This window comes from Streptomyces sp. NRRL F-5135 (assembly GCF_000719775.1).
GTDB lineage: Bacteria > Actinomycetota > Actinomycetes > Streptomycetales > Streptomycetaceae > Streptomyces > Streptomyces hebeiensis.
On the sequence record NZ_JOHR01000008.1, the window covers coordinates 255093 to 281303 of the forward strand.

44 protein-coding genes are annotated in these 26211 nt (G+C 71.8%); 42 read left to right on the forward strand and 2 right to left on the reverse strand.

The window, feature by feature from the left end; all coding sequences use genetic code 11:
• Nucleotides 1–136: 136 nt before the first annotated feature.
• The 10 genes from IG02_RS0116135 to IG02_RS0116175 all read left to right on the forward strand — a co-directional run bounded on the left by IG02_RS0116135 (nt 137) and on the right by IG02_RS0116175 (nt 6452).
• Entirely contained in the window at nt 137–511 is a 375-nt protein-coding gene (locus IG02_RS0116135) for a hypothetical protein (RefSeq protein ID WP_158712311.1), read from the forward strand.
• The gene (locus IG02_RS40660) at nt 508–1236 is read left to right on the forward strand and encodes a hypothetical protein (protein ID WP_030747534.1); all 729 of its coding nucleotides are present in this window, start codon (nt 508–510) and stop codon (nt 1234–1236) included. Before IG02_RS0116135 ends, IG02_RS40660 begins: the two co-directional genes overlap by 4 nt.
• Before the next feature lie 189 nt (nt 1237–1425).
• Nucleotides 1426–2961 carry a hypothetical protein gene (locus IG02_RS0116145; RefSeq protein ID WP_051765119.1) on the forward strand — a complete coding sequence of 512 codons (1536 nt, stop codon included), beginning with the start codon at nt 1426–1428 and terminating at the stop codon, nt 2959–2961.
• 49 nt (nt 2962–3010) lie between these two features.
• Nucleotides 3011–3265, forward strand: coding sequence for a hypothetical protein (locus IG02_RS0116150; protein ID WP_030747543.1), 255 nt, complete (start codon nt 3011–3013; stop codon nt 3263–3265).
• A 169-nt stretch (nt 3266–3434) separates the two neighbouring features.
• Nucleotides 3435–3881, forward strand: coding sequence for a hypothetical protein (locus IG02_RS0116155; protein ID WP_030747545.1), 447 nt, complete (start codon nt 3435–3437; stop codon nt 3879–3881).
• Complete coding sequence (locus IG02_RS0116160) at nt 3878–4462, forward strand: hypothetical protein (protein ID WP_051765120.1); 585 nt, start codon at nt 3878–3880, stop codon at nt 4460–4462. Before IG02_RS0116155 ends, IG02_RS0116160 begins: the two co-directional genes overlap by 4 nt.
• Entirely contained in the window at nt 4459–4653 is a 195-nt protein-coding gene (locus IG02_RS41575; RefSeq protein WP_158712312.1) for a hypothetical protein, read from the forward strand. Before IG02_RS0116160 ends, IG02_RS41575 begins: the two co-directional genes overlap by 4 nt.
• Nucleotides 4653–5003 (forward strand): hypothetical protein, encoded by a 351-nt coding sequence (locus tag IG02_RS37830; protein WP_158712313.1) that lies wholly within the window; start codon nt 4653–4655, stop codon nt 5001–5003. The genes IG02_RS41575 and IG02_RS37830 overlap by 1 nt, the downstream gene beginning before the upstream one ends.
• Before the next feature lie 203 nt (nt 5004–5206).
• The gene (locus tag IG02_RS0116170) at nt 5207–5473 is read left to right on the forward strand and encodes a hypothetical protein (protein ID WP_030747555.1); all 267 of its coding nucleotides are present in this window, start codon (nt 5207–5209) and stop codon (nt 5471–5473) included.
• Nucleotides 5474–5579: 106 nt separating this feature from the next.
• Nucleotides 5580–6452: a hypothetical protein gene (locus IG02_RS0116175; protein WP_030747557.1), complete on the forward strand. Its 873-nt coding sequence runs from the start codon at nt 5580–5582 to the stop codon at nt 6450–6452.
• Between the two features lie 34 nt (nt 6453–6486).
• Here the strand turns inward: IG02_RS0116175 and IG02_RS41580 are convergent, their stop codons facing one another.
• Complete coding sequence (locus tag IG02_RS41580) at nt 6487–7431, reverse strand: hypothetical protein (RefSeq protein ID WP_158712314.1); 945 nt, start codon at nt 7429–7431, stop codon at nt 6487–6489.
• A gap of 198 nt (nt 7432–7629) precedes the next feature.
• Nucleotides 7630–7935 carry a helix-turn-helix domain-containing protein gene (locus IG02_RS0116195; protein WP_030747564.1) on the reverse strand — a complete coding sequence of 102 codons (306 nt, stop codon included), beginning with the start codon at nt 7933–7935 and terminating at the stop codon, nt 7630–7632.
• Nucleotides 7936–8093: 158 nt separating this feature from the next.
• Between IG02_RS0116195 and IG02_RS40665 the strand changes: the two genes are divergently transcribed.
• The 32 genes from IG02_RS40665 to IG02_RS0116360 all read left to right on the forward strand — a co-directional run bounded on the left by IG02_RS40665 (nt 8094) and on the right by IG02_RS0116360 (nt 26179).
• Nucleotides 8094–8486 (forward strand): hypothetical protein, encoded by a 393-nt coding sequence (locus IG02_RS40665; protein ID WP_030747567.1) that lies wholly within the window; start codon nt 8094–8096, stop codon nt 8484–8486.
• Nucleotides 8479–8631 (forward strand): hypothetical protein, encoded by a 153-nt coding sequence (locus IG02_RS41585; protein ID WP_158712315.1) that lies wholly within the window; start codon nt 8479–8481, stop codon nt 8629–8631. The genes IG02_RS40665 and IG02_RS41585 overlap by 8 nt, the downstream gene beginning before the upstream one ends.
• Nucleotides 8632–8703: 72 nt before the next feature.
• Complete coding sequence (locus IG02_RS37835; protein ID WP_051765125.1) at nt 8704–9846, forward strand: hypothetical protein; 1143 nt, start codon at nt 8704–8706, stop codon at nt 9844–9846.
• A complete protein-coding gene (locus IG02_RS37840; RefSeq protein WP_051765132.1) occupies nt 9843–10646 on the forward strand; it encodes a hypothetical protein in 804 nt (267 codons plus the stop codon). The genes IG02_RS37835 and IG02_RS37840 overlap by 4 nt, the downstream gene beginning before the upstream one ends.
• Nucleotides 10643–11143, forward strand: coding sequence for a hypothetical protein (locus IG02_RS0116220; RefSeq protein WP_030747573.1), 501 nt, complete (start codon nt 10643–10645; stop codon nt 11141–11143). The genes IG02_RS37840 and IG02_RS0116220 overlap by 4 nt, the downstream gene beginning before the upstream one ends.
• On the forward strand, nt 11140–11808 hold the full coding sequence (locus IG02_RS0116225; RefSeq protein ID WP_051765134.1) for a hypothetical protein: 669 nt from the start codon (nt 11140–11142) through the stop codon (nt 11806–11808). Before IG02_RS0116220 ends, IG02_RS0116225 begins: the two co-directional genes overlap by 4 nt.
• An 86-nt stretch (nt 11809–11894) precedes the next feature.
• Nucleotides 11895–12086, forward strand: a complete 192-nt coding sequence (locus IG02_RS0116230; RefSeq protein ID WP_030747578.1) for a hypothetical protein — start codon at nt 11895–11897, stop codon at nt 12084–12086.
• A gap of 314 nt (nt 12087–12400) precedes the next feature.
• Complete coding sequence (locus IG02_RS0116240) at nt 12401–12751, forward strand: hypothetical protein (RefSeq protein ID WP_158712316.1); 351 nt, start codon at nt 12401–12403, stop codon at nt 12749–12751.
• A gap of 122 nt (nt 12752–12873) precedes the next feature.
• A complete protein-coding gene (locus IG02_RS0116245) occupies nt 12874–13140 on the forward strand; it encodes a hypothetical protein (RefSeq protein WP_030747586.1) in 267 nt (88 codons plus the stop codon).
• Between the two features lie 89 nt (nt 13141–13229).
• On the forward strand, nt 13230–13601 hold the full coding sequence (locus IG02_RS0116250) for a DUF6372 family protein (RefSeq protein ID WP_030747589.1): 372 nt from the start codon (nt 13230–13232) through the stop codon (nt 13599–13601).
• Complete coding sequence (locus IG02_RS0116255) at nt 13598–13795, forward strand: hypothetical protein (protein WP_030747595.1); 198 nt, start codon at nt 13598–13600, stop codon at nt 13793–13795. The genes IG02_RS0116250 and IG02_RS0116255 overlap by 4 nt, the downstream gene beginning before the upstream one ends.
• Before the next feature lie 220 nt (nt 13796–14015).
• Nucleotides 14016–14231, forward strand: a complete 216-nt coding sequence (locus IG02_RS0116260; protein WP_030747597.1) for a hypothetical protein — start codon at nt 14016–14018, stop codon at nt 14229–14231.
• A 114-nt stretch (nt 14232–14345) separates the two neighbouring features.
• Nucleotides 14346–14612 (forward strand): hypothetical protein, encoded by a 267-nt coding sequence (locus tag IG02_RS0116265; protein ID WP_030747600.1) that lies wholly within the window; start codon nt 14346–14348, stop codon nt 14610–14612.
• Nucleotides 14613–14642: 30 nt separating this feature from the next.
• Nucleotides 14643–14915 carry a hypothetical protein gene (locus tag IG02_RS0116270; RefSeq protein ID WP_030747603.1) on the forward strand — a complete coding sequence of 91 codons (273 nt, stop codon included), beginning with the start codon at nt 14643–14645 and terminating at the stop codon, nt 14913–14915.
• Nucleotides 14912–15214 carry an HNH endonuclease gene (locus tag IG02_RS0116275; protein WP_030747606.1) on the forward strand — a complete coding sequence of 101 codons (303 nt, stop codon included), beginning with the start codon at nt 14912–14914 and terminating at the stop codon, nt 15212–15214. The genes IG02_RS0116270 and IG02_RS0116275 overlap by 4 nt, the downstream gene beginning before the upstream one ends.
• Nucleotides 15215–15509: 295 nt before the next feature.
• On the forward strand, nt 15510–16091 hold the full coding sequence (locus IG02_RS0116280) for a DNA primase (RefSeq protein WP_030747608.1): 582 nt from the start codon (nt 15510–15512) through the stop codon (nt 16089–16091).
• 51 nt (nt 16092–16142) lie between these two features.
• Nucleotides 16143–16343, forward strand: coding sequence for a hypothetical protein (locus tag IG02_RS0116285; protein WP_030747610.1), 201 nt, complete (start codon nt 16143–16145; stop codon nt 16341–16343).
• Entirely contained in the window at nt 16343–16843 is a 501-nt protein-coding gene (locus tag IG02_RS36455) for a hypothetical protein (RefSeq protein ID WP_037803051.1), read from the forward strand. The genes IG02_RS0116285 and IG02_RS36455 overlap by 1 nt, the downstream gene beginning before the upstream one ends.
• Nucleotides 16840–17076 carry a hypothetical protein gene (locus tag IG02_RS41590; RefSeq protein WP_158712317.1) on the forward strand — a complete coding sequence of 79 codons (237 nt, stop codon included), beginning with the start codon at nt 16840–16842 and terminating at the stop codon, nt 17074–17076. Before IG02_RS36455 ends, IG02_RS41590 begins: the two co-directional genes overlap by 4 nt.
• Entirely contained in the window at nt 17057–18709 is a 1653-nt protein-coding gene (locus IG02_RS0116300) for a terminase (RefSeq protein WP_030747616.1), read from the forward strand. The genes IG02_RS41590 and IG02_RS0116300 overlap by 20 nt, the downstream gene beginning before the upstream one ends.
• Nucleotides 18710–18730: 21 nt before the next feature.
• Nucleotides 18731–20161, forward strand: a complete 1431-nt coding sequence (locus IG02_RS0116305) for a phage portal protein (RefSeq protein WP_030747620.1) — start codon at nt 18731–18733, stop codon at nt 20159–20161.
• Entirely contained in the window at nt 20154–20957 is an 804-nt protein-coding gene (locus tag IG02_RS0116310) for a hypothetical protein (RefSeq protein WP_030747623.1), read from the forward strand. The genes IG02_RS0116305 and IG02_RS0116310 overlap by 8 nt, the downstream gene beginning before the upstream one ends.
• 59 nt (nt 20958–21016) lie before the next feature.
• On the forward strand, nt 21017–21748 hold the full coding sequence (locus tag IG02_RS0116315; RefSeq protein ID WP_030747626.1) for a hypothetical protein: 732 nt from the start codon (nt 21017–21019) through the stop codon (nt 21746–21748).
• A gap of 18 nt (nt 21749–21766) precedes the next feature.
• Nucleotides 21767–22156, forward strand: a complete 390-nt coding sequence (locus tag IG02_RS0116320; protein ID WP_030747628.1) for a head decoration protein — start codon at nt 21767–21769, stop codon at nt 22154–22156.
• Nucleotides 22157–22173: 17 nt separating this feature from the next.
• Nucleotides 22174–23220 carry a major capsid protein gene (locus IG02_RS0116325; protein ID WP_030747631.1) on the forward strand — a complete coding sequence of 349 codons (1047 nt, stop codon included), beginning with the start codon at nt 22174–22176 and terminating at the stop codon, nt 23218–23220.
• Nucleotides 23217–23579 (forward strand): hypothetical protein, encoded by a 363-nt coding sequence (locus IG02_RS0116330; protein ID WP_030747634.1) that lies wholly within the window; start codon nt 23217–23219, stop codon nt 23577–23579. The genes IG02_RS0116325 and IG02_RS0116330 overlap by 4 nt, the downstream gene beginning before the upstream one ends.
• A gap of 6 nt (nt 23580–23585) precedes the next feature.
• On the forward strand, nt 23586–23993 hold the full coding sequence (locus IG02_RS0116335; protein WP_234314764.1) for a hypothetical protein: 408 nt from the start codon (nt 23586–23588) through the stop codon (nt 23991–23993).
• Nucleotides 23990–24343, forward strand: a complete 354-nt coding sequence (locus IG02_RS0116340) for a hypothetical protein (protein WP_030747639.1) — start codon at nt 23990–23992, stop codon at nt 24341–24343. The genes IG02_RS0116335 and IG02_RS0116340 overlap by 4 nt, the downstream gene beginning before the upstream one ends.
• Before the next feature lie 6 nt (nt 24344–24349).
• A complete protein-coding gene (locus IG02_RS0116345; protein ID WP_234314765.1) occupies nt 24350–24619 on the forward strand; it encodes a hypothetical protein in 270 nt (89 codons plus the stop codon).
• The gene (locus tag IG02_RS0116350) at nt 24619–25035 is read left to right on the forward strand and encodes a DUF3168 domain-containing protein (protein WP_030747645.1); all 417 of its coding nucleotides are present in this window, start codon (nt 24619–24621) and stop codon (nt 25033–25035) included. Before IG02_RS0116345 ends, IG02_RS0116350 begins: the two co-directional genes overlap by 1 nt.
• A gap of 59 nt (nt 25036–25094) precedes the next feature.
• On the forward strand, nt 25095–25745 hold the full coding sequence (locus IG02_RS0116355) for a hypothetical protein (protein ID WP_030747649.1): 651 nt from the start codon (nt 25095–25097) through the stop codon (nt 25743–25745).
• A 110-nt stretch (nt 25746–25855) separates the two neighbouring features.
• On the forward strand, nt 25856–26179 hold the full coding sequence (locus IG02_RS0116360; RefSeq protein WP_030747651.1) for a hypothetical protein: 324 nt from the start codon (nt 25856–25858) through the stop codon (nt 26177–26179).
• The last annotated feature ends 32 nt before the right edge of the window (nt 26180–26211 follow it).

Genomic DNA, 26211 nt, shown 5'->3' on the forward strand with positions numbered 1-26211 from the left:
TGTTGCGGGTGCGCGGCCCGGTGCCGTGGGCGGCCCGTGACCGGCCCTGCCGCTACTGCACCATCCCCACCCACCTGCGCGACCTGGACGGCCAGCCCGCCCACCTCCCATGCACCGCGAAACAGCAAGGAGCCCCGTGACCACGTCCGTTCGGCGCCCGGTGCGCACCACCCCGCTCGCCCGGCGCAGCGTCGGCGATCCGCCGCTGCGCCGGGAGTGGGAGGCGTACATCCTGCGCGCCACCCACCTCCTGCCCCACTACAAGCACGTGGCGCTCACCGTTGCGTCCCACGCCGACTACGTCACCGGGCTGGTGCCCGAGCAGGCGCCCGTCGGCCATGGCGACCTGATGGACCAGACCGGTCTGGCCGACTACCAGGTGATCGGCGCCGTCAGAGCCCTGGAAACCCGCTGCCTGATCGCCACCACCGGCGGCCGGATCACCCGGCTGGCCCTGTCTCTCTCCTCCCTCGCCCTCATCCGCAAGACCCTCCACGAAGGAACCCGATGACGAACCGCACCGCGCAGCACTGGACGGAGTCGCTGTTCGACTCCGTGTATGCCCTCTACGAGGCGGCCCGCGAGTACCAGTCCGCTCTCCAGGCGGCGGTCCTCGCCGGGCAGGGTGTGGACTACGCGCGCCGCCAGGTCCACGAGGGGCGCATCATCCTGGCCGACCGCACGAACGCCTTCGGCCGGCCTGCCCGGCGGAAGCCGCACGAGCAGGCGCTGTTCAAGCTCAGCCGCGTCTACTCCGAGCACGAGAGCGCCATGCGTCGCGGCTACGAGGACGCCGCCATGCTCTTCGCGACGGGCACGGTCTGGGCCGTCCACACCGTCCAGGAGGGCGGCACCCCCGCGTGGGTGGAATTCCCTTCAGACGATCAGGGCCAGCCGGTCCTCCGTTCGTCCGGCACCACCATCCACACGGCTCTCGCCGAGGCCCGCTATGCCGGTGCCCCGGAGGTGGCCGCCGCACACGACCGTCTGTCGCGGCTCCTGGCCGCCGACGAAGTGGCCGAGGAGATCGCTGGCCGCCCCGACCACGAGGTCACCGAACGCGACGCGAACGACATGTTCGAGGCGATCGACGCCGCGAAGGGCATCGGTGACGCCGCGTTCGCCTACGGCCTCGCCGCCCAACGAGCCCTCAACTTCGCACTCCTCGGCCCCCGTCGGGAACGCGAACGCGCGCTCGCTCGGGCCCGGGCCGAGGCCGGCCAGCCCGCCGGCTGACCCCGCCCGCCTCGGTCCCGGCCCGGGCCCGCGCCACCGCCTGAACCACCCCACAGAACGTTTCGGAGAAGCATGTCCGCCGCCCTCGCGCAGCACACGGCAGCCCCGGCTGCTGGTGCGCCGTGCCTCGAGCCGCCCTGCGCGGCCACCGGGGCGCGGCCGCGCGCGGGCGGCGGTCTGCGTGTCCGCGTGCCTCTGCGCCTGGTCGTAGGCGAGCAGTACAGCGATGCTGCCCTGCCCGTCTACGTCAAGATCGCAGCGCTCGCCATGCGCCCCCAGGGCTGCCGCGCGAAGGTCGCCACGATCGCCGGCTACCTCGGCATGTCCAAGTCCGCCGTCGAGCGCGGGCTGAAGGACCTGCGTAACCCGGACCCGGTGGACGGCGTCACCGAGGTCCTCACCGTCCGGCGGACCACCCGCGACGGTGACGGCGAGTCCGCGGAACGCCGCGTGCGCGCCATGGACACCGACGGGCCCGAGCTGTACGTGTGGATCCCGGTCCGGGCGGCGGAGGCGCTCACCCCGCGTCAGCTGCGTCTGTACGCGGCAATCGCCTACGCCCAGGCCCGCCGGATCCCCCTGGCCCTGGCCGACCTTCGGGACCTGGTGCGCCACCAGTCCGGCGAGCACGCCGGCGAACCGCTCGGCGAGCGGCAGGTCATGCGGATCGTGGACGACCTCGAGGCATCGGGCTGGGTGAGCGTGCACCGCCGCCAGGGCCCGCGCGGCCGCCACATCTACGAGGCCCACACCCGCCCGCTCCACATGATCGGCACCGGCCAGACGGCCCAAGGCCCCGGCGCCGTGTCCCCTGACATTCATGACGGATCGGCTCCCCGCAGCACGGACGGATCCCCTTGTGTGGAGGACCCCAGGACTGACCGACCGGACGAAAACGACACGGAGCTGAGTGGGGAGATCCGCCGTAGGCGAGGTACCGGTAGTAAAGACGCCGGACCTGTGGAAAACCCCGGACCGGTTCCGGCGACGTTCCGCCGTCGCGGCCCCGGTCACGGCGAAAAGCGCAGCAGCGGCGGGGGGTACACCGGGCCGGGACTTCAGCTGTCCGCCCGGGCGTGGGCGGTCCTCGCCCCGGTACGGCACGAGCTCGAGGCCGTCAGCGTCTGGGAGCTGCGACGGATCGGTCAGGAGATCGGCCGTCAGCTCTCCGGCGGCGTCGGCCAGGAGCGGCTGACCGCGCGACTGACCGCCCGCTACGCCTCCACCCAGCCGCCCCGGCGCGGCATCGGCCGGTGGATCCTCGGCACCGGGCTCGTCCGCCACGGATGCGGGCTGGCCGCCTGCGAGTCCGGCACCCTCTGGCACACCGGACAGCCGTGCCAGGTCTGCCTCGACAACACCCTCCACCGCCAACAACAGGCCGCAGCGCAGCAGCCGGGCGCGGCACGGGCGCAACACCCCACTCCGGCCCCGGCTCCGGCTGCTCAGCGCCAGCACGAACCGCCTGGCCTGGACCATGCGGCCCGGCCGCCCACGATTCCCATGCCGCCTGCCGTACCGGGGCCGCGTGCGCCGCACGAGGACCTCACGCCGCAGGAGATGGCCGCGTTGCGCGCGGCCGCCACCACGGAGGCGATCCGAGACGCCATCACCGTCCACGGACAGGCCCGGGCCGCCTACCTCTACGGCCACGCCCTGGTGATGCCCGTCCTCGCCACCCTCGACCCCGACCACGGCCCCGTAGGAGGAGCCCGTGCTCAGTAACCGCGATGTCGTCTTGTGCCGAGCTTGCCGCGCCCGGATCCGCTGGGCCTTGACCAGCGCCAACGGCAAGCGGCAGCCCGTGAACGCCGACCCCGACCCGGCGGGCAATGTGGCCGTCAGCCGCGGCCCGGACGGGCTGCTGTACGTCCGGAGCCTGACCCGGGCTCACCCGGAGCCACGCGCCGGCGAGTACCGGATGATGCCGCACCACGCCACGTGCCCCCCACCACCACAGCGCGGCACCGGCGGCGGCCGGCCCCGGACGGGCATCCGCAGGACCCCGCCGTCCTGGCGGCGGCCGTGACCGCACCCCAGCCGCGCCTGGACCCGGCGATCGCCGCCGAGTGGTGGCCGGACGGAACGTTCGGCGGCACACGGCGCCTCCCTCGGGCGCGGTGCCGGCCGGACCCGGACGCCGCCGAGCACGTAGCCGTTCTCACCGCCGCACTCCACAGACGAAAGACACCCCGCCCATGACCAACACCACCATTCCACTGCGATGCGGCCGGATCATCCGCGCTCTGGCCGACGGCCAGGACTACGCCACCATCGCCGCCGGCCTCGAGCCGCCGGTCAGCCCCGCCGCCGTGCGCAGCTACGTCAGCCGCGCCGCCCGGGCGGCAGGCGTCCACACCCGCGCCGGCCTCGTCGGCCACTACGTCCACCGCGGAATACTCCGCCTGCCCCCGCCGGCCGAGCCGCCTCCCGCCGCGCCGCCAGAGCACCTGTACCGAACGCTGCTGTGTCTCGCGTCCGGTCTGCGCGACGACGAAACCGCCGTCGCACTCGACATCGCCCCCATCACGGCGAAGAGCTACAGCGCCGACGTCCGCGCCTTCTACCAGGCGCACCACCGCGCGCACGCCGTCGCTCTCGCCTACCGGCACGGCCACCTCCAAGCCCCCGGGAGCGTGCGATGACGGCACCCGGCACCCGGCGCAGTCGGTACGCGGCCCGCGAGCAGATCGAACAGCTGCTACGCGAAGGCGGTTCGAACAGCGGGATCGCGCGGCAACTGCGCTGCGACAAGGCCCGCGTCGCCGCCATCCGAAGAGACCTCGGGATCCCCAACCTCCCCGCGCAGCCCCTCACGCTCCAAGAGAAGTGGCGGGCCCGGACTCGTCCGACGGCTGAGGGCGGCCACCTGGAGTGGACCGGAGAGCGGCAGTCGACCAGCGGCACGCCCGTCATGAGGTACTCCGGTCAGACGTTCACGGCGGCCGCGATCGCCTTCCGGCTCCGTACCGGCCGCGACCCGCAGGGCCACGTCCGCGCCGAGTGCGGACACCACCAGTGCGTCGCCCCCGCACACCTGGACGACACCGCCGCCCGCATGCAGACCCGCGAGCAGCTGCGCTACCTCACAGGCCGCGGCGAACGGAAACCGACCTGCATCCACGGCCACGACCAGGCCGAACACGGCCGGTACGAGACCGACGGCATCGCGTACTGCGAAGCCTGCAAGCGCGACCAGCGACAGAAAACCAGGAGCAGCAGTTGACCATCAGCAGTCTTCCGGACCTCCAGGAGTGGATCGGTCCCGTCGTCGCCTCCGGCGGCCGACCCGCCTGGAACCCGGCGCTCGCGGCCGCCTACGCCCTGCAACGCGACGGCGCGCACGTCCACTACGTGGCTGACGGACATGCTCGCTGCCTGGGCGGGCACTCCTCGTGTCGTACGGGGAGCAGCTGATGCTCGCCGCACGGATCCGTGCTGTCGCCCTCGCCGGCACCGGCCTGTCCTGCCTGGCCATGGCCGTCCTCTACGGCCAGGCCCGGCTCTGGCCCGCCGCGTTCGTCCTCGCGACCGGCGCCGCGGTCTGTGCCGACACCGCCCGCCACGTGTGCGAGGCAGCGGCCGAACGGCGCGCGCTGGCCGTCGCGGCGGAGCATGCCGCGCGGCACGACGGTGCCGGCCCGAGCGCCGACGCGTCGCACGGGGATGCGGTGCTGATCGAGCTGAGCGCGGCGTGCTGCGAAATGTGGTGGACCTCGATCGGAACCGAACACACGCAGGACTGCACCCGACAGAGAGGGACATAGACCGTGAGCGACTTCGCGCGTGGCTTCCGCCTCATCCACGGTGGCCGCGTCCTGGACGGGGCCCTCTACCCCAGCGGCCACGTCGTCGTCATCGATGACCCCGACCACGGCCTGGCCTCGTTCGCCCCGCGCCTGGACGACGTCCTGGCCCACTACCACCACGCCCGTATCCAGTGGGCCACCCCGACCGAGAGGACCTGTTCATGCCCCGCCGGATCCGAGCCCCCCGCATCGCCCAGCAACTCGCCGAACTCGGACACGAACCATCCGAGTTCGAGGGCGGCGACTGGGACCCCGGCTACCGCTGCGCCCAGCACGGCCCCCGAACCGTCCACGTCTTCCACGACGGCCCCGCCGAGGAAGCCCGACTGACCGCCTACGCGACCGAACTCCGGTCCCTCGGCTACACCGTCGTGCCGGACCAGATGGACCGTGACGGCCGGCGCCGCCTCGCCGTCACCCTCCCCTGACCCGCCCCACACACAGCGCAGGGGCGCGCCGTACATCGTCTGACCAGGACCGGCGCGCCCCCGAGGTGATCATCAGCCTACGCCCCACCAGCCCACGGAGCGCACGATGAGCACCACCCGCACACCCCGCCCCACCACCGCACAGGACCTGTGGACCTGTGCCCGTCACTGGGACGACCTGACCGACGCGCTCACCGCCCGGACCGGCACGACCTGGCCCCCGCCGGCGGTTCCCACCGCCACCCACGACCCCACCAGCGACCACGCCGAGGCCGCCACCTGGCGCGCCGAGGCCCTCCGGGCCCTGGAGCGCCGCCCTGACCAGCCCGGCTGGACCGCCGCCCCCCTACGCCTCGGCATCCTCGACACCATCCGCACCGTCGAAGCCGGCCTCCTCGAGCTCGCGGACCAGATCGCGGGCCAGGTGCAGCGGCCTCTGATCACGCCAGCGCCGCCCCGCCGCGCACCCCGCGCACGCTCCGCCGCCCCGGCACAGCTCCGCCCGGCCCCGCTCGTACGCTTCGGCACCGGAGAGCGGCAGCCCGCCGAGTTCGACTTCCCGAACCGCTCCACCGCCGACCGCGCCCGCCGCGTCCAGGAGGCCGACGACACCCGCCGCAACTTGGCCGCGCTGCGGGACGAACGGGACCCGCGCCGCTGGCAGCTGCCCGCCTCCGGCCAAGGCGCGCCCCGCTCGGACTGGGGCCGCCGGACCGCGCCGCGCGCCGCGCTGTGGCTCCTCGCCCGCGTCCAGCACGCCCCCGGCCCGGTCCACCGCCGCCTCACCCCACGCGAACTCGCCCGCGTCGCCACCGTCGCCCAGACCTGCGCCCGCATGGTCGAGCACGCCCTCGACACCGGCGACGGCCAGGCGCGCCTCGGCAAGCAGTGCCCGGACTGCGGCGGCCGGCTGACGATGTACGGCGGAGGCGGCGCCGTCCCCGTAGTCCGCTGCGGCGGCTGCGGACACCTCTGGTGACGCAACAGCACGCCCCCGGAACGCCCCGCGCCGGTCAGGCCCGCACCCGTACGGCGTCCGGGTGGCACACCTCGCACGGCGCGCCGTCCGAGCTCCGCCGGAACCGCGGGTTGTAACGGGCCGCCGGATGGTCACCGCACCCGCACCACTCAGGCAGCGCGTCCACGGACCGCGCCGGGCGCGGCGGCGGGAGCTTGTCCAGCAGCCGACGCCGCACCAGCCCGGCCGGGGACCCGACCTCCGCCGGGAGCCCGGCCGTCAACGCCAGCCGCAACTGGCCCTCGGTCCCGGCGTCCAGCCACGGCACTGCCAGCGGAGCGAGGCGGAGCAGTTCCCGGGCGCCGAGCTGGAGCCGGGGCTCGGCGGCCGCGATCCGGCACAACGCGTCGTACGCAGCCCGCTCCGCCGGGGCGAGAACGTCGGGCTGTTCCGGCGCGGCGTCCTCCCCGCCCGCCCGGTCCTCGGCGGTCACCGGCGCGGTTGGTGTGGGAGGAGGGGAGGGAGGGTGGTCTTCTCTCGCTGGTCTAGTGGAATTACTGATCTTCTTATGCGGCGGATCGTCCACCGCAGGCTGATCCACCGGAGGCTCAGCCAGCGGTGGATCGTCCACGGGTGGCTCAGCCACCGGTGGATTTTCCCCCTCTGGTTCTGACCTGGGGGTTTCCTCGATCAGCTCGGGCTGGTCGGTGATGAAGTACGAGGACGCGCCGAGCGTGCCGTTCGGACGGCGCTCACGCTCACGGTGGAGGTAGCCGAACTTCTCAAGCTCGCGGAGCCCGGCCTTGACGGCGTCCACGCCGTCCCGCATCTGCGCGGAGATCGTCTCCGGAGTGATACCCCACCCGTCACGGTGCGTAGAGATGTTGCCGAAGATCCCCATCGCCTTCGCGGACAGCCTTGCGTCGCGGAAGACGGCGTTGCGGATCTGGGTGAAGGCGTCGCCCGCCATGGGGCCGCGGCGGATCCGTCCGTAGCTCATGAGGACACCACTGCAGTGGCGCCGGTGCGGAATGACCGCAGGCGGGCATGCTGGGTACGCTGCATTGACGCAGGCCCCTTCCGTGCTGGTGGGCGGTTCTGTGGATCGGCGGGGTGATGACCCGCTGGTCGGGGTGGTCGGACGGCTTAGGCCCCGTCCGACCACCCGCGCGTTCAGCCTCGGGGGCCTCTCGCTGTACTACTCATCGGGCGCTTTCCTGGGGCGATCTCTCCCAGATCCCGAATAACCGCGCTCAATGTCCTGGACCGTCCCCAACGAGACACCCAGTTCGGCGGCGATCTTCCGGTAGGAGACCTGCTGCTCTCGAAGGTCGCGAACGACCTTGTACCGCAGCGCCTTCAGCCGACGGTTTCGTTCCGCCTGGTCCTTGAGCAGACGGCTGATCGCCCGGGCTTGGGCCATGGGATCGCTCATCGCCTCGACGGCGTCCAGGGCATCCAGCACGCGCTGCGCCTCCTCTTCCACTGATTCCTCTTCGGCCATCCCGTCCCTTTTCTGGGGCGTGCCGCTTGCCCCACCGTATGGGATCCCTTACGGTGGGGCAAGCAGTCACGCGCTGCTCAACAAAACGGCCCCGGCCGGCGCTTGCGACGCCATGTGGCCGGGGCCAGCCATACCCCTGATGCACCAGGAGAGTGACCATGCGTGAGATTACCCGGGCCACCGGTTTACAGGCAGCCCCCACCCCGCCCGGCGCCGCCGCCCGGCGCGTCGTCGCCGCCGGCACGATCCGCCGCCACGCGGGCCGAACCCTCACCGTGCGCGCCACCGAGACCGGCACCACCATCGCCATCGCGCCGCGCTCGGCCGAGCTGCTCCGCCAGGTCGCCGAGCACCTCACCACGCACCGCCCGGCCGACCCGATGACGGAGGCCGCCCGTATGACGGTCGCCCTCCGCGTCGCAGGCACGGCCCCGGCCGCCAGCCCGCTCCTGCGTGCCCTGCCCTTCCCCTCCGGAAGCATCACCCGCGGGGAGTACGCGCTCCGCCTCCGCAAGGCCGCCTGGGCCGCCGGAGGTGTCCGCCGTGGCTAAGCCGGAGGGCATCACCATCACCGAGGCCGCGCGCCGGCATGAGGCCGCACAGGCCGCGATGCGCGCCGAGGCAGAGCGCCGCCGCGCCGCCGCCGACGCGGAAGCGGACGCCCGCGCCGACGGAAGCAACGCCGCCGCCAGCTGACCCGCCCCTGACCGGCCGGGCCCGCGCGGTGACCATCCCCGCGCGCGGCCCGGCCCCCACCGGGAGAACCCCTTGAACCGCAGAAAGCTCAGCCGCGCCCAGCGCATCGTCCTGGGCGCAGCCACCATCCCGATGATCGCCGCCGGGACCGCCGGAGGATTCGGCACCTACGCCAACATCGTCGCCGAGTTCGACCGCGCCGCCACCGCCATCGGAGTCGTCGCCGCCGGCGAGGGTGTCACCTTGATCCTCGCCCTGGTCATGGTCGGTCTCACCATGCTCGGCCAGGCATCCCCTGCCCCAGTACGGGCCGGACTGTGGCTCGCACCCGTCGCGGCGGCCGTCACCGGCGTCGTCGTCGCCGATGACGTGACCGAGGGCGTCGTCTACGGCATTACCCCCATGGCCATGTCCGCCGCCGCCGAGGGCCTGGGACTGCTCGCCCGCCGCGTCGTCATCTTCCAGACCGACGTCGACATGGAAGCCCAGCGCCGCAACGCCCAGACGATGCAGCAGTTGGCCGTCGCCCGAGCGATCGCCACCAACCACCCCGACGAGGACGCGCGCAAGCGCGCGGACCTCAAGGCGTGGAAGCTCGCTGCACAGATCGGTGTCGGTGACGCCCAGCTCGGTGCCCACCTGGTCGACGTCCAGCGCGAGCGGCTCGGCCAAGGCGCGGACACCGCGCTCGCCGGAATGCTCGCCGTGAAGCCCGCCGCCCGCACCGAGACAGCTGGCCCGTCGAAGCACACCGCGTCGGAGGTGCTGCGGCGCCGCTTCGCCGAGATGGACCCCGCTGATGCGATCCGTATCGCCCATGATGCGCACCCTGATGCGACCCCCGCCGAACTCGCCTCCATGCTCATCGGCTACGGGGTGATCGTGGACGCGGTCCAGGTCGCCCTCGTGCTCGGCGCACGGCCCGCCGAGACCACCGTCGACCGCGGTGATGCGGATGATGCGCCCCGTGATGCGCTCGATGATGCGCATGATGCGCCGCAGGTCACAGCGCCCGCGCTCACCAAGAAGCAGGCCGTCCTGGACGCCGTTGCCGCGTTCGGCCGGGCCGGGTTCACGTCCACCGACATCGTCGCCCGCGTCCAGCGCATCAACCGCATCACCGTTGATGCGCCCTACGTCCGCACCGTCCTCAGCCGCGAAGCCAAACGCGCGAAGAAGGACGGCAACGGCCCGATGGAAGGCGGCTACGCGTGAACGCCGAGCAGGGTCCGGATGAGCGGCGGATCGCGCACGAGCTGCGCCGCCTCGGCGTCGGCCCGGACGCCGTGCCGGGCCCGGCCGCGCCGCCGCGCCCCGACCACGCTCCCACCGTCGGCGCGGGCCCGGCCGCCGGTGCGGACTGGGTGGACGAGGTCCTCGCCCGCTCCCGCGCTACCCGTACGCCCCGCCCCACCCCGGCGCCGGTCACGCCGACCCGCGTCATCCCCGCCGGCGACCCGCTGCCCGCCCGGCCGCCCGGACCGGACGAACTCCCGCCGTGGCGCACCCCGCCCGCGCCCCCGGCCCCGCCCGCCGGCGGGCCGCCCGCGCAGCCTCCCGCCGGACTACCGCCCGTCTGGCACGGCCCCGGCCCGTACGGACCACCGGCCAGCCCGCTCGACATCCGCATCACGCTCGTCCCCGCCGAGCCCGAGCCAGAGCCGACCTGGCGGGAGCGGCTCACCGCGTGGCTGCGCACCTACGCCAGCCCGTATCAGGCCGTCCTCGGTCTCGTCCTGGCCGTCGCGCCCGTCCCCGGCCTCGGCTACAGCGCGGCCGCGATCTGGTACACCACCATCGCCGAGGCCCGCGACGTCGGCAGCGGCTGGGGCTATGTCATCGGCGGCAGCGCCCTCGTCCTGACGGCTACCGCCCTCGCCCGACGGCGCAGCCTCACCGGCGGCAAGGCGAACAGCCTCCTGCGGATCTTCTTCTTCGCCACCGCGTTCGTCGGAGCCTTCGGCGCGATCTCCCTGTACGACCCCGTCACCTGGATCACCGGAGTCACCCCATGATCGGCACCACCCTCGCAGGCGTCACCATCGCCCTCTGCATCCTCTTCCTCAACCTGCGGAAATGGTGGACCGGCAGCCGGGCCCCGAAAGACCTCCTGCCCACCGGCCAGGGCCTCTTGACCGGCGCGATGAGCACCGTGTGCGTCGGCGGCCTGGCCGGGTGGCTCTCCGGCTGCACCCGCCAGGCCACCAGCACTCTCGGCGGCAAGGCGATCTCCGGCACCACCGGCACCGACTCCGGCAGCCCCATCGCCGCAGCCTCCATGGGCTCCCTCACAGCCGAGGGCGGTGTCGTCGTCGTCCTCTTCTTCGTCGCCACGTTCGCGATGTACAAAGCCGGAGGCAAGGAGGAGAAGGGCAAACTGGTCGGCGCTGTGATCGCGGGCGCGATCCTCTGCGCCACCGCTGGCGTCGCCGGAATGCTCACCGCCCTGCCCGACATCGCCAACGGCCTTGGAGCGTCCGGCCGGTCCTTCTTCGAGGGGCAGGGCCTGTGAATTGGTACCGCGTCGCGCAACGACTGCGCGCCATCCGACAACAAGGGCTCCGTACCTACCTGTTCACCGGCCCCACACCGTTCGACCGCACCACGGGAACCGGCATCCTGCTGCGCCTCCTCGGTGCCAGGATCGCCGCGTGGATCCGGGCCGGACGCCGCGACGACCTCACCGGACTCGCCGCCGCCCTCGGACCGCTCCTCCGGCTGCTCCTGGTCGCGCTCGGCGCGGCGCTCCTGTGGTGGCAGATCCGGCTGCGCCCCTGGCTCCTGTGGATCCTCGTCCCGCTGTGGGCCTGGCTCGCCGTCCGCGCCCAGGACCGGGCGATGGAGGCCGCCGAAGAGCAGCCGGAGGACGACGAACCGGCCGCCCCGGACGCGGCCGTCGCGCGGGACGCCGCCGTGGCCCTGCTCTTGGAGGTCTGCGGCGACCGCGACGCCGTCCACCTCTCGACTGTCCTCCAGCACCTCCAAGAAGGCGGCCACTGGAAGAACAGGAGGGTCACCGATCTCAAGACCCGTCTGGACCGGCTTGGGATCCCGGTCGAGGACAAGATCAAAGCGGGCGGGAAATCACCCAAGCGCGGGGTCCGCCGGGAGGCCCTCCTGGCCCTCTCCCCGTCCTCGGTCCCTGACTCGTCTACAGCGCCGTCTACCGCTGCCTGACCTGCACGTCTACCACCCGGTCTACCGGGATCTACCCCTGATCTACCGGCAGGTCTACCGCCGATCCACCCAACCGGAAGGACCTGATGAGCGACATCGACCGCCGCATGGCCGACGCTGCGCACGCCGAGGAGCAAGGCGAGTACCGGAAAGCGGCACACCTCTACAACCGGCTCGGTACAGACATCCAAGCCCGGCACGGGCGCTTCGACTCCCGCGCCCTGGATGCCTTCGAGGGCGTGGCGCGCGCAATTCGCAAGGGCGCCGAGGCCCGATAACAAACTCCCGGGGCGGCCGTCACGCCGGCAAGCAGACCGGCCGCCCCGGGCCCCATCACCCACCAGGGAGACAGGACCCGCATCATGACGCTCGCCCGCGCGACCGCAACCGTCCTTCGGTACACGTGCCCGGAACTCCTCTACTGCCGACCGTGCGCCGGCCACTACCCGCCGTCGCACTTCCCGTGCCCGTAGACCCGCCACACCAGCACCATCAGCCACGAATCGGCCATCTGACGCCATCGCTGGCGCACGGCGCCTATAGATAGAGGCGGGCCAACCGGTACCGCCCGACGAAGAGAGGAAGGGAAACCATGACCTGGAGGATGAGGGCCCGCGTCAGGGTCGTAGCGGACACAGTGGCCGCCAATCCGTACTCCGGCGACCGGACGTACCGGGCGGGTGAGGAACTGGAGATGATCCTCGTCGGCCACGAGGACAAGCCCCTGTCCGCTGCGCACTGGTGGTCCGGCATGGACATCGACCTGGCACACATCCTCGACGCCGACGACGTCACCATCGTGCAAATGCTCGGACCGACCTGGGTGACGTGCGACGGATGCGGGAAAAGCGGCGAGATCGAGAGGACCGACGACGGCCGGGCCCACCTCGATGTCGGAGGCCGGATCGCCCGGCAGCGCCAGGAAGCCGCACGGAAAGCGTAGCTGTCAGACCCCAGCCGTACCGTGAGACGCATCTATCCGCGCTCGCTGGCTGCGGCGCTGCTGGACCCCGAGGCCCCGCCATCACGGCGGGGCCTCACCCACCCGCTACCGTTTGGATGCCGATGCCCGACGCCCAGTTCATCGCCGCCGCTGCCGCCCCGATCTGTGACGCACTCGCCGCGATCGGGGACCTGCGGATCATGGTGCCGAGCTCCGATGTGCTGATCTCGTACTGCCATAGCGGCTGCACCGTCCGGCTGGCCGACCACCGCGCCGCGCACCGCGATGCAGTCGAGAGCGCGCTGCGGCAGGCGTTCACCGCTGCCGGATGGGGCGTCAGCCCCTGCTCCACCGGCGGACTCAGCATGAAGCACCCATCCCGGCTCTGACCCTCGCTGGACCCGAGCCCCCACCGTCACCCGTCAGTGGGGGCTCCATACCCGCCCCGTACGGCCGCCCGCTGCGCCATCATGAGCGCATGACCGAGCCACCCCGCATCCAGCCCGAGCAGATCGCGCGGATGATGACGAGCATCAGGGACGCGTTCCTGCCCCTCAACCCCCTCATCCAGCAGACAGCGCACCAGCTCGCGGCGCTGCGCCCCTACCTCGACCTGTACGAGCAAGACCCGGAAGCGTTCCGGCAGCAGATCGCGATGACCCCGCCGCCCGCCCCGGGCTGTCACTGCCTGTGCGGCCTGCACCGGAACAGCCCGACCGAATGCGCCGGCGAGGCTGCGCCTGGGCTGACAGTCAGGGTCGATTCACCCAGCGTAGGCACTCAGCACGTCCCCATGTGCCGCCCCTGCGCCGACGCCTACACGATGCGCACCGCCACCGCGATCTCATGACCGACCCCACCACGGTCGAACTGCACGGCGGCCCCCTCGACGGTATGACCGCGCCCGTGGACCCCACCGACCCCGACCCGTGGACCGCAATCATCAGCGACCACGGCCAGTACCCCGGCGGTCGGAGTCTCTACGCCCCGGACAGCGCCGGCGTCTGGCGCTGGGTCCGTGACATCCCCTGGGACGCCATGTGACCGAAGGCCCGCCACGGGCCTTCGGCTCACCCGCCACAAGATGAAGCACGCAACAGGGGTGACACGAGTGATCACCGCGCGTACTGTGACACACCCGGCGACGCAGCGGTGATCCCACCAAACCGGCCGGGGCCTCCCGCTCCGCTGCGCCCACCGGCGTGCGGCCCCGTCGGTACCCCCTGCCACGGGGCCGCACCACACATTGAGGGAAGTGACACGCATGGCGAAGAAGATCGAACACACGGCAACCACGCGCCACATGACGCTCGATGAGCTGTCCGCGTTCGTCGCCGACGCCTACGGCTCGGGCGCCGTCGGCACCGAGCCCGTCCATGCCACCGTCACCCTCGGCGGGAAGCTGCGCACCGCGCACGTCACCGTACCCACCGACCCCGCAAATCCGCAGGCCAACGGCTATGCGCACGACCGCGCTTGACGCTGCGTGACTGATCGATGCATCATGGGCCGCAAGTTCCGCATGCCCGGACACAGACACCCACGGCCCCCGGCTCACCCCGGGGGCCGTGGGTGTCCCCAAGGGAGCCACCCCGTGCAACCCACCATCGGCCGCATCGTGCACTACCGGCTGAAGACGACGGACGTCGAACGCATCGCAAGCCAACGCCGCATCTATCCCGAGCTCGCCGCTGGCAACCTCGTCAACGAGGGCGACGCAGTACCTGCTCTGATCGTCCGCGTGTGGCACGGCACCCTGTGCAATCTGCGGCTCATCCTTGACGGGCCAGACGATCTCTGGGTCACCTCCCGCCCGGAAGGCGATACCCCCGGCCGGTGGACCTGGCCCCCTCGCACCTGACCCGCCCCCCGTCGAGAGGAACCCGCCCCCATGCGCGTACGCCTCACAGACGGGACACGCGAGATCGACATCAGGACCGACCCCGGCGAGCAGCAGCCCACACTCGACCAGATCGAGGCCACCGCCATACGGCTGCTCACCGCCCTCGACCACGAGCCGGCCGACACCGAGCCGAAGCGGACACCGATCGGGTTCACCGCGCAGTGCGACCTCGACCGCGTCTCGCTCGACTCGGCCATCGAACGCTCCGACCAGGACGACGAGACCGAGCGGTACGACGAACCCGAGGACGGCACAGCATGAGCGGCGGATGGGCGGGCAGCAACCGGCGCGCCGAGCTGCCGCCCGACTGGTACACCCGCATCCGCCCACTGGTCCTGGCGCGCGATGAGCACCGCTGCCGCTGGCGGGAGGCCGGCGCCGTCTGCGGACGCCACGCCAACCAGGTCGACCACATCGGCGACCGCCACGACCACCGCCCCGAAAATCTCCAGGCCCTGTGCGCCGACCACCACGCCGTCAAGTCCTCCCGCGAAGGCACCGCCGCGCGCTGGCGCGAGACGACACGGCGGCCGCCGGAACGCCACCCCGGACTCATTTGACCGCCGCCGCGCCCTGGTTCGTCCGGCCGCACCCCTGGGGGGTGACTCCCTCCCCCCGCCCCTCTTGGGGCCCGGGAGGTGCTGCGGCTCGCAACATGTACGGGTCTGGGGAAAACGGCCGCGCACAGGGTCCTGGGCTGCTCTGTGCGTGGCGAACGGGGGTCGGGTGGGGTGATTCGATGGCGCGCGGCGGTGGGGCCGCAGAACGCCTCTCACCCTCCCGACCCCACACCCGCCAACGGTATTTACGCAGGTCAGGTAGCTATAGTCGTTACATTCGGGGTATCATGGGGGCATGACCAGCCGACCCTGCGCACACTGCCCCGGCCAGATGCCGCTGACCGCGCGGGCCGACGCCCGGTACTGCTCGACCCGCTGCCGCGTCGCCGCGCACCGCGCGCGCCGCACGGTCCCGGCCGAGCTCACCAGCCGCCCCCGGTGGGTTAGGCACACCGCCCGCAAGGTCCCGCTCACCAGCACCGGCGACATCGCCTCGAGCACCGACGCGTCCACCTGGTCCCGGCACCGCGACGCCGTACGGTCGACCGCCGGCGCCGGGCTCGGGTTCGTCCTCAACGGCGACGGCGTCGTGTGCCTCGACCTCGACCACGCCCTGGACGGCGCCGGCATCCCGCTGCCCTGGGCACAGAGCATCCTCGACTCCGCCCCCGACACGTGGGTCGAGGTGTCCCGGTCCGGTACCGGGCTGCACATCTGGGGGCATGGCGACCTGCCGCACGGCAGGCGCATCACCACCAGCGGCGGCTCGGTCGAGCTGTACGGGACCGGCCGTTTCATCGCGGTCACCGGCGAGACGTTCGGCGACACGCCGCGGCGGCTCGGCGACCTGTCCGCACTGATCACCCAACTGCTGTAGCCGCCCGGCACGGGCGCGCTGCGGCGTACCCGACAAGGGAGGCACACAGCCATGGCCCGTATCCAGATCCTCGACCTGCCCATGGAACACCACGGCGAGGAGACCACCAGCCCGTTCCTGATCATCGTGGACGGCCTGGCACCGGACTCCGAGCTGCTGTCCGGCGACCGGGCGGAGCGTACCGCGGAGATGTGCCGGGTGTGGGGTGCCCGCGGGCTGCTGACGACCACGGACACGCTGGACGTGACCTGATGGCCGGGCAGGGGCCGGTCCCCAAGAGCCAGCGGGTCCGGCGGAACCGGGAGGCCGTGCCGCAGACCGTGCTGCGGTGGGAGCACGCGGAGGCGCCGGAGCTGCCGGACTTCCGGGTCGAGCGCGACGGCGAGCTGGTCGATTTCGTCTGGCCGGAGCGCACCCGGGAGTGGTGGCAGACCTGGATCGACAGTCCGCAGGCCGAGCACTTCGGCAGCACGGACTGGGAGTACCTCCTGGACACCGCCCTCATCCACGCCCGGCTGTGGCGCGGTGAGCTGGCCGCCGCACCCGAACTGCGGCTGCGGGTGGCGGCGTTCGGGGCGACGCCGGCGGACCGGGCCCGGCTGCGGATGGTGTTCGCGGAGGCGGACGGCCTGGACGGAGGCCGCGGGTCCTCCGGCGCCCCCTCGGCACGGGAGACGTACGGGCAGTTGCGGATGATGCCCGGCGGGAGGACCGCCCAGGGCCGGGGGCAGAGTGAGGGGGAGGATCCGTGATCTACCTGATCTGCTGTGCCACTCGGGACGACGCACGGGCGTGGGCGAAAGGACACGGCATCCCCCGGAGCCGGATGGTGTACGCGAGCACACCACGCGCGATCGACGGGATGACCGAGTACGTGTTGGTACGTCTGCCGGGCTTCTACCGCCGGAAGAACTGGCAGCAGATCGACGCGGTGATCCGACGCACTGAGGTACGGATGGCGGCCCGTGCCGTGGCGGGGCGCTGAGTACGAGGGCGAGCTGCCGACGCTGGGCTGGTACGTCCTGGACTGGATGATCGCCAACTTGGCGCAGCCGGGCCTCGAGGAGTACGCGCCGTACATCCCGACCATGGAGCAGGCGGAATTCCTGTGCCGCTACTACGAGCTGGACCCGGACACGGGGAAGCGGATCGTGCGGCGCGGTGTCCTCTCCCGCCCCCGGGGCTGGGGCAAGTCGCCGTTCCTGGCCGGGGTGGCGCTCGCCGAGGCGTGCGCCGACGTCGTCGCCGACGGCTTCGACGCGTCGGGCGAGCCGGTCGGCCGGCCGTGGCACTCGATCCGTACACCGCTCATCCAGCTCGCCGCCGTCTCCGAGCAGCAGACCGAGAACTCGTGGCTGCCGCTGCTGGAGATGGCACGGGGCGGGAGCCTCGCCGCGGACTACGGTGTCGAGGCCCTGGACACCGTGGTGCACCTGCCGCGCGGGAAGATCGAGCCGATTACCTCCAGTGCCGCGTCCGCGAAGGGCAACCCGATCTGCTTCGCGATCCTCGACCAGACCGAGGAATGGAAGGTCGGGAACGGAGGCGTCCGGCTAGCGAAGACCATGCGGTTCAACGCCGGCAAGCTCGGCGGCAGTCTGATCGAGACGCCGAACGCCTTCACCCCCGGCGAGGGCAGCGTCGCGGAGAACTCCGCGGCCGACTATCAGGCGATCCTCGACGGCCGGTCTCAGGCGCGCGGCATCGTGGTCGACCACCGCGAGGCGCCCGGGACGACGGACATCGAGGACGACGCCTCACTGGTCGCCGGTCTGCGGTACGCGTACGGGGACAGCTCGGACCACCCCGACGGATGCGTGCTCCACGATCCGCCGTGCAAGCCCGGCTGGTCCCCGATCAGCCGGCTGGTGGCGGACTTCCACGACACCAGCAACGACGTCCAGGACCTGCGCGCGGACTACCTGAACCAGATCACCCACGCCACAGACAGCTGGCTGTCCGAGCCGGAGCTGACCGCGGTCGCCGACCGCACGAAGGAAGCCCTGCCCGGTGAGCGGATCGTGCTCGGGTTCGACGGGTCCCGGCAGCGCACCCGGGGCGTCGCCGACGCGACCGCCCTCATCGGCTGCCGCCTGAGCGATGGGCATCTCTTCGAGATACGCGTGTGGGAAGCCCCGAAGGGGAGCAAGGGCTGGCGGGTGCCGGTCCCCGAGGTCCTGGCCGCCGTCGCCGACGCCTTCGACACCTACGACGTGGTCGGCATGTACGCCGACCCCGCCAAATGGGAGAGCCACGTCGCCGATTGGGAGGCCGACTACGGTCCGCGGCTCCTGGTCAAGGCGACCCGGAACCATCCGGTGGAGTGGTGGATGACAGGTGGCCGCTCAACGCTGATCGTGCGGGCGCTGGAGAAGTTCCACACCGCGGTCACCGAGCGGGAGCTGACCTACGACGGGTCCTCGTCCCTGACCCGCCACGGCCTCAACGCGCGGCGCAGGCCGTCGAAGTCGGGCCTCCAGATCATGAAAGAGCACCCCGATTCCGCGAACAAGATCGACGCGATCGTTGCCGCTGTCCTGGCGTGGCAGTGCCGGCTGGACGCGATCGCCCAGGGCATCCCCGCCGAGGAGGAAGAGGTCGGTGGGTTCACGTTCTGACCAGCCCGGAAAGGGGGCGACATGCTGGATGACACCCCGGACTCCCCGGACTGGTGGCTGCTGCGGCTGGGCCGCAAGCTGCGGGCACGGCAGCGGACGCACGAGGAGTGGTGGCGGTACTACCGGGGACGGCCGCCGTTGCCGGAACTCCCGAAGAACGCACAACAGGCGTTCATCGACTTTCAGCGGAAGTCCCGGACGAACTTCTGCCAGTTGATCGCGAACGCCTCGGTGCACCGGCTGTTCGCGCTGGGGGTGACCGGTCCGGACGGGGAGCCGGACGACCGGGCCATGAGCTGGTGGCAGCGCAGCCGGCTGGATTCGCGGCAGAAGCTCACGTGGCGTCTGGCCATGGCGCGCGGGGTGGGCTACATGCTGGTCGGGCCGCACCCGAAGCGGACCGAGGACAACGGCCGGCCCTCGCCGCTGATCACCCAGGAGCACCCGCGTGAGTGCATCGTGGAGAGCGACCCGGAGACCGGCGAGCCCTATGTGGGGCTGAAGGCGTGGCACGACGACATCGACGGCTACGGCTACGCCCGGGTGATGTTCGATGATGTCGACTTTTCCTACCGGACGCGGGAGCGGTGCTCGGGGCGCCGGCTGCCGTGGGGGCCGGACTCCTGGGTGTGGGAGGGCGACGAGGACGGCGAGCCGCATGACCTGGGCATGATGCGGCTGGTGGAGTTCGGCCGGATGCCGGACCTGGGCGAAGACCCGGAACCGGAGTTCGCCGGAGTGATGGACATCCAGGACCGGGTGAACATGGGCGTGCTCAACCGCATGACGGCATCCCGGTATTCGGCGTTCCGGCAGAAGTACGTCACCGGCCACAAGTTCGCGAAGAAGACCGACCCGGCCACCGGGCTGGTGACGGTGGAACAGCCGTTTGTTCCGTCGCCGTCGGCGATCTGGGCGAGCGAGGCGAAGGAAGCATCGTTCGGGCAGCTGGACGCCACCGACCTGTCCGGGTTTCTCAAGGAACACCAGTCGGACGTGCGGGACATGCTGATCCTGTCGCAGACCCCGGCCTACTACTACGCGGGCGACATCATCAACATCGGCGCGGACACCGTCTCGGCGCTGGACATCCTGCACGTGGCGAAGATGCGCGAGCACATCGCCGCGTTCGGTGAGGGACTGGAGACCGTGCTCGCCCTGGCGGCCGCGCAGGCCGGCGTCCCCGAGGACTACACCGAGGCCGAGGTGCGGTGGGCCAACCCGGCGCACATCTCCCTCGCCGTCAAGGCGGACGCCGCGACCAAGCTCAAGAGCATCGGCTACCCGCTGGATGTGGTGGCCGAGGAGATGGGCGAGACACCGGCCCGGGTCAAGCGCATCACCGCCGGCGCGGCCGCCCAGGCCCTCCTGAGCGCATCCCTGCTGCCGGCCCCCGCCGGGGCGCCGACGGCCGGGAACGTGCCCGACGACGCGGGGCCGCTCGATGGGTGAGGCGCTCCAGACGGCGCTGTCGGACCGGTACGACGCGCTGTCCGGCGGTCTGCGTGACCGGCTCATCAGCTTCGTGCTGGACGCGTTCGACTCCCTCGGCGAGTACCGGGACGCCGACGCCGCCCTGTTTCTCGAGCGGGTGTTGCCGGTGGTGCTGGCGACCCAGCAGCAGATGGGCACCCTGACCGACGCCTACCTGTCCGCGATGATCGCGGACATGCTCGGCGGCGCGGCCGCCCCGGTCGGCGTCGCCCTCTCCGAGGAGCTGCGCGGGGTGCCGCCGGAAGAGGTCTACCGCCGGCCGTTCGTGCAGACCTGGACGGCGCTGTCGGCGGGGCACGATTTCGTGGACGCGGTGGGGCAGGGCCGTACCCGGCTGCTGTCCATCACCGAGACCGATCTCCAGCTCGCCCGCACGCACGCGGCCCGACAGTCCATGGAGCGGGCCGGGGCGAAGTTCTACCGGCGACGGCTGTCGTCGGGGAAGAACTGCGCCCTGTGCACCATCGCCTCAACGCAGCGGTACCGGGTGGCTGAGCTGATGCCGATCCATCCGGGCTGCCACTGCAAGCCCGAGCCGCTGCCCGGTGACCGGGACCCCGGGCAGGTCATCGCTGAGCAGCTGCTCAAGGAGGCTCACGACGCGATCGCCCGGGACACCGGGGCTTCCGACCGCGGCGGCCGCTCCCCCGACTACCGGGACGTCATCATCACCCGGCAGCACGGCGAGTACGGGCCCCTGCTGGCCGTCCGCCGCGACCGTTTCACCGGCCCGGACGACATCCCCGGCCGGTGACCGCAGGGCGCCGACACGGCGCCTCTGCCCCTGCTCACCCACCCGACACGGGAGACATCATGCACACGCGTATCCGCCGCCCCCTGCTCTCTGTCCAGACGCCGGGCTGGTCGCACCCCTACCCGGCCGGTCTGTTCTCGCCGGTGTTCTACGCGGACGGCGACGACGGCAGCGACGACAAGGGCGGCGACGGCAAGCCCGACAAGGGCAGCAAGGACACCAAGGACGACAAGAGCGACACCAAGCCCGGCACGGGCGAGTCGTCCGAGGTGGAGAAGTGGAAGAACCTCGCCCGCAAGCACGAGCAGCGCGCCAAGGAAAACGCCGACGCCGCGCGGGAGCGCGACGAGCTGAAGGCCGCGAACGCCACCGACACGGAGAAGGCGATCAGCGAAGCGGTGAAGAAGGCCGTTGCCGAGGAGCGCTCGCGCGGTGCGTCGATGCTGGCCCGGCAGGTGTTCCTCGCTGGTGCGGTCGGCCGTCTCGACAATCCGGCGGACGTCGTGGAGGACGTCAACCTCGCCAAGTACATCGACGCCAACGGCGACGTGGACGAGGACGGCCTGGCGAAGCTGATCGACCGGCTCGCGCCGAAGAAGCCCGACGGTGGGGACGGCGACGGTGACGGCGGGCAGGGCGAGACGGGCGGCGGGGACGGGCGCGGCGACACGCGGCGCCGTACGCGCGGCGGCTACCAGGGCTCGCGCCAGCGCGGCAGCGGCGGCCGGGGCGGCTCCCTGGACGAGGGCCGGGAGCTGTACAAGCAGCTGCTCGGCGGCGACAAGACCTGATCTGGAGGGATCACACCCATGGAACTCAGTCAGAGGACCGAGCAGTTCGGCAGCGACGATCAGTCGTGGCTCGGCTCGGAGCACGGCACCCAGGCGACCGAGACGATCGTCCTGGACACATCGCTGTTCACCCCGGCGACCCACTACCCCGAAGGATTTTTCAAGTCCGGGATCCCGCTCGGGCAGGTAACGGCCAGCGGGAAGTACGGCCCCTACAGCGCGGGCGCGTCCGACGGCAGGGAGACCCTCATCGGGTTCCTGTTCTCCGCCGTCCAGGCCCCGGCGGTCAACACGCTCGACCCGGCAGCCGCGCTGTTCACCCACGGCAAGGTCCGCGAGGCGCGGCTGCCCGTGGCCGTTGACGCCGCCGGCAAAGCGGACGTCGCCGGTTCGATCCGGTTCATCTGAAAAGGAAGGGGAGATAGATGAGTTGGGTTCTGGACACCGAGTTCATCGAGCCGACGCAGCTGACCGGCCTGATCCGGGCGGCGCTCGCCGACCAGCAGGTCAACCGCTTCCGCCTGTCGCGGTGGCTGCCGAACGTCGAAGTCGACGACATCACCTACGAGTTCGTCAAGGGCGGCGGCGGTCTCGCCGAGACGGCCTCCTACCGGTCGTGGGACACCGAGTCGAAGATCGGCCGCCGTGAGGGAATCGGCAAGGTCATGGGCGAACTGCCCCCGATCAGCGAGAAGATCCCCCTCAACGAGTACGACCGGCTCCGGCTGCGCAAGCTCACCCGTGAGGACGCGCTGCCGTTCATCGCCCGCGACGCGGCCCGGCTCGCCCGGAACATCGCCGCACGCTTCGAGGTCGGCCGCGGCGCCGCACTCGTCAACGCGGCCGTGCCCGTGCCCGAGCTGAAGACCACCGTCGACTTCGGGCGCACCGCGTCCCACTCGGTCATCGCCGCCGTGCTCTGGTCCGACCACGCGAACGCCACCCCACTCACCGACCTCCAGTCGTGGGTGCAGACGTATGAGGACACCAACGGCGAGACACCGGCCGTGATCCTCATGCCCAAGGCCGTCCTCCAGCACATGACCCAGTGCGACCAGGTGATCCGGCAGGTCTACCCCCTCGCCCCCGCCGGCACCGCCCCGATGGCCACGAACGATCAGGTCAACGGCGTGCTCGCCTCCATGGGCCTGCCGCCGATCGAGATCTACGACGCCCGGGTCAAGGTCGACGGCGTCGCCACCCGGATCACGCCGGGCAACGCCATCGCGCTGCTTCCCGAGCCGGGCACGCCGACCGCCGCAACGCCGACCGACCTGGGCGCCACGCTCCTGGGCACCACGGCCGAGGCCCTCGAGGACGACTACTCGCTCCAGCCCGGCGACCAGCCCGGCATCGTCGCCGCGACATGGAAGACCAAGGACCCCGTCCGCCTGTGGACGCACGCGGCCGCCGTCGGCATCCCGGTCCTGCGCGAACCGAACCTCACGTTCAAGGCACAGGTGCTGGCATGACCAAGCGACTGATCACCTACGTGCATGTCGACGGCATCCCCTACGGGCCCGACGACACAGTTCCGCCGGCGGTGGCCCGCCGGATCGGCGCGCATGCCTGGACCGACCGGCCCCGCCCCGAGGCCACCGACGGTCAGGACGACGGCAGCGGCCGCCAGGAGAGCCCGCCGGCTCCGGCCGGTCAGGGCGGCGGAGAGGGCCAGGCGCCGCCCCGTACCGGGAAGGGCGCCACGAAGGAGGCGTGGCAGCAGTTCGCCCAGGACCAGGATGTCGAGGTCGCCGCCGATGCGAGCCGGGACGACATCATCGCCGCCTGTGAGGCCGCCGGCGTTCTCGACCCCGACCCGCCGAAGGAGTAACCGGTGGTGGCGTTCGCGACGGTCGAGGACTACGAGGCCCGGTCGGGCGCCACTCTCGCGGGGCGGCGCCGTGCGCAGGTCGTGGCGTATCTGGAGGACGCGTCCGCGCTGATGCGCCGCCACATCCCCACCGGGCACACACCCGACGAGGAGACACTGCGGGCGATCTGCGTCGCTGTCGTCCGCCGCGTCATGGCCAACCCCGGCGGCTACCGGCAGCGCACGATCGGCCAGTACAGCGAGTCGCTCGGTGAGGACGGCGGCCTCTACCTCACCGACGACGAGAAAGAACAGCTCCAGCCGGAGGGATCCGACCCGGACGCGGACGCCGCCTACACCGTGAGCCTGGCTGACCAGGGGCTCCCGGGGTGGCGGGACGATCCGGCGGACTGCCGGCCTCGGTGGTTCTGGTGATCGGCGACGATCTGCTGCCACACCTGGTCCAGGTCGAGCACCCAGGCACCACCACGGACCGGTACGGCAACACCGTGAACGACTGGACCGCGTCGACCCGCTCGGGGGTGCAGGCGTGGATGCAGCAGAACACCGGCAGCGAGGACACCGACCAGCGCGACGCGCAGATCGGCGAGTGGCTGATGATCTGCAACCCGGTCGACGTGGACGGCCAGGAGCTCACCGTCCACGGCCAGGACCGCATCCACCACGGGCCACTCACCTTCGAGGTGATCGGGCCGGCCGCACCCGCGTATGAACCGGCCGAGCTCCACCACTACGAGATCCGACTCAAGTACGTGAAGGGGTGAACCGTCATGGCGCGTGTGAGGTTCGTGCCGAACCGGCGCAACATCGCCGGCTTCCTCAAAAGCGAGGAGACGCGGGGGCTGATCGAGCGGAAGACCCGCGCCGCCGAAACCGCCGCCAGCTCGGCCTCGGCGGGCGGCGGGCAGTTCCGCACGGACGTCCAGACCGAAGACCGTCGCGTACGCGGCGCGGTCATCGGTGACTACGCGGCCGATGATCCGGCCGTCTCCCGGGCGGCGCTGCTGCGCGGCCTCGACGGCGCCCGCGGCACCGACTGATGCCCCCCGCCCCGGCCCCGGTCGCCTATCCGGACGCGGTGGAGGTGTACGTGCGGTACGTGCGCGCGCAGCTGGCCACCCGCGCCGAGCCGGTCCACGTCGCCACCCGCGTCCCGGACGACCGGCCCGCCCGGTTCGTGACAGTCGGCCGGATCGGCGGCGCCCGCCAGGACCTGATCACCGACCGGGCCCGCCTGGATATCCACTGCTGGGCCCCCGACGAGGGCACGGCATGGGACCTGGTGCAGCTCGTGCGGGCGCTGACATTCGCCGTCCCGGGGCGGCAGCCGCCGGGGGTGACCGTCTACGACCTGGCCGAGGTCGGCGGCCCGAACCTGCTGCCCGACCCGCACACCTCGCTACCGAGGTACGCGTTCGCCGTGGAGATGTCCGTCCGCGGCCGCGCCCTGACCTGAATCCCTGTCCCCTCGCCCCCGCGCCTCTCTGGTGCCGGGGGCTGCCTGTTGGAGGAGCCATGAGCACCCCGCCCCCGCCCGTCCTGGACGACGGGCTCCGTACCGACCTGATCCGCAAGCAGCTGGTCCAGGTGATCTACGCCGCCGACTACACCGCGCCCGCCGTCACCGCGCCGTTCGTCACCGCGGACGGCACCCTCGCGGCCCTCCCGGCCGGCTACGTACCCATCGGGTACACCACGGACGACGGGATCACTTTCACCACCGATCTGTCCATGGTCGACGTCACCAGCTCCCAGTCCGTGGAGCCGACCCGGTCCGACGTCGAAACCGAGGTCCTGACGGCGCAGTACGTACCGCAGGAGACCAACTCGGCGGCCGTGTCCATGTACAGGGGGCTGCCGCTGTCCGGGGCCGACGCCCTGCCGGAGATCGGCGAGGCGTGGGCGATGACCCGCCCGGCCGTGCCCAGGACGCCGTACTACCGGCTGCTGGCGATCGGCGTCGACTACGCCGACAACGGGCTGGAGATCTACATCGTCCGCCACTACCCGCGCAGCCGGGTCACCTCCAAGGACGACCAGCAGTGGGCGCGTAGCTCGGAGACGCAGTGGCCGGTCACCGTCCAGGCGTTCCGGGACCCGGTCCTCAAGACCGCCGAGAAGGAGTGGGTCGACGGCCCCGGCTGGCGCGCCATGGCCACCCCGTAACCACCAGCCCACCCATGTACGGGGCGGGGGACGGCGGTTCTGGGTGAGCCCCACCGTCCCCCGCCCCTCTTTGATGCTCACCCGCCGCTCACCCGAGAAAGAGAGACACCATGTCCAAGCCCGGAAAGGCCCGTTACCGTCTGTCCGCCGTCAAGGCTTCGTACGCCGAGGCGGTCGGCGGCGAGTTCGTCGAGGTCGAGACGGACGACGGGAAGATCTACACCTTCCCGCACCCCATGTTCACCAGTGATGAGTTCGGTGCTCAGGTCGACGCCGCGAAGGGCAACGAGGACACCGGAAAGATCCTCCTGGGCGACCAGTGGGACGCGTTCGTCAAGAGCGGCGGCGACGCCCAGTCGCTCATGCTCGTGTACGTCGCCGCCCGCAACGAGATGCAGGACACGGTGGGAAAGCACAAGCCGCCCCGGGCGTAGGAGGGGACGCCCAGGACGACGACACCGAGTAC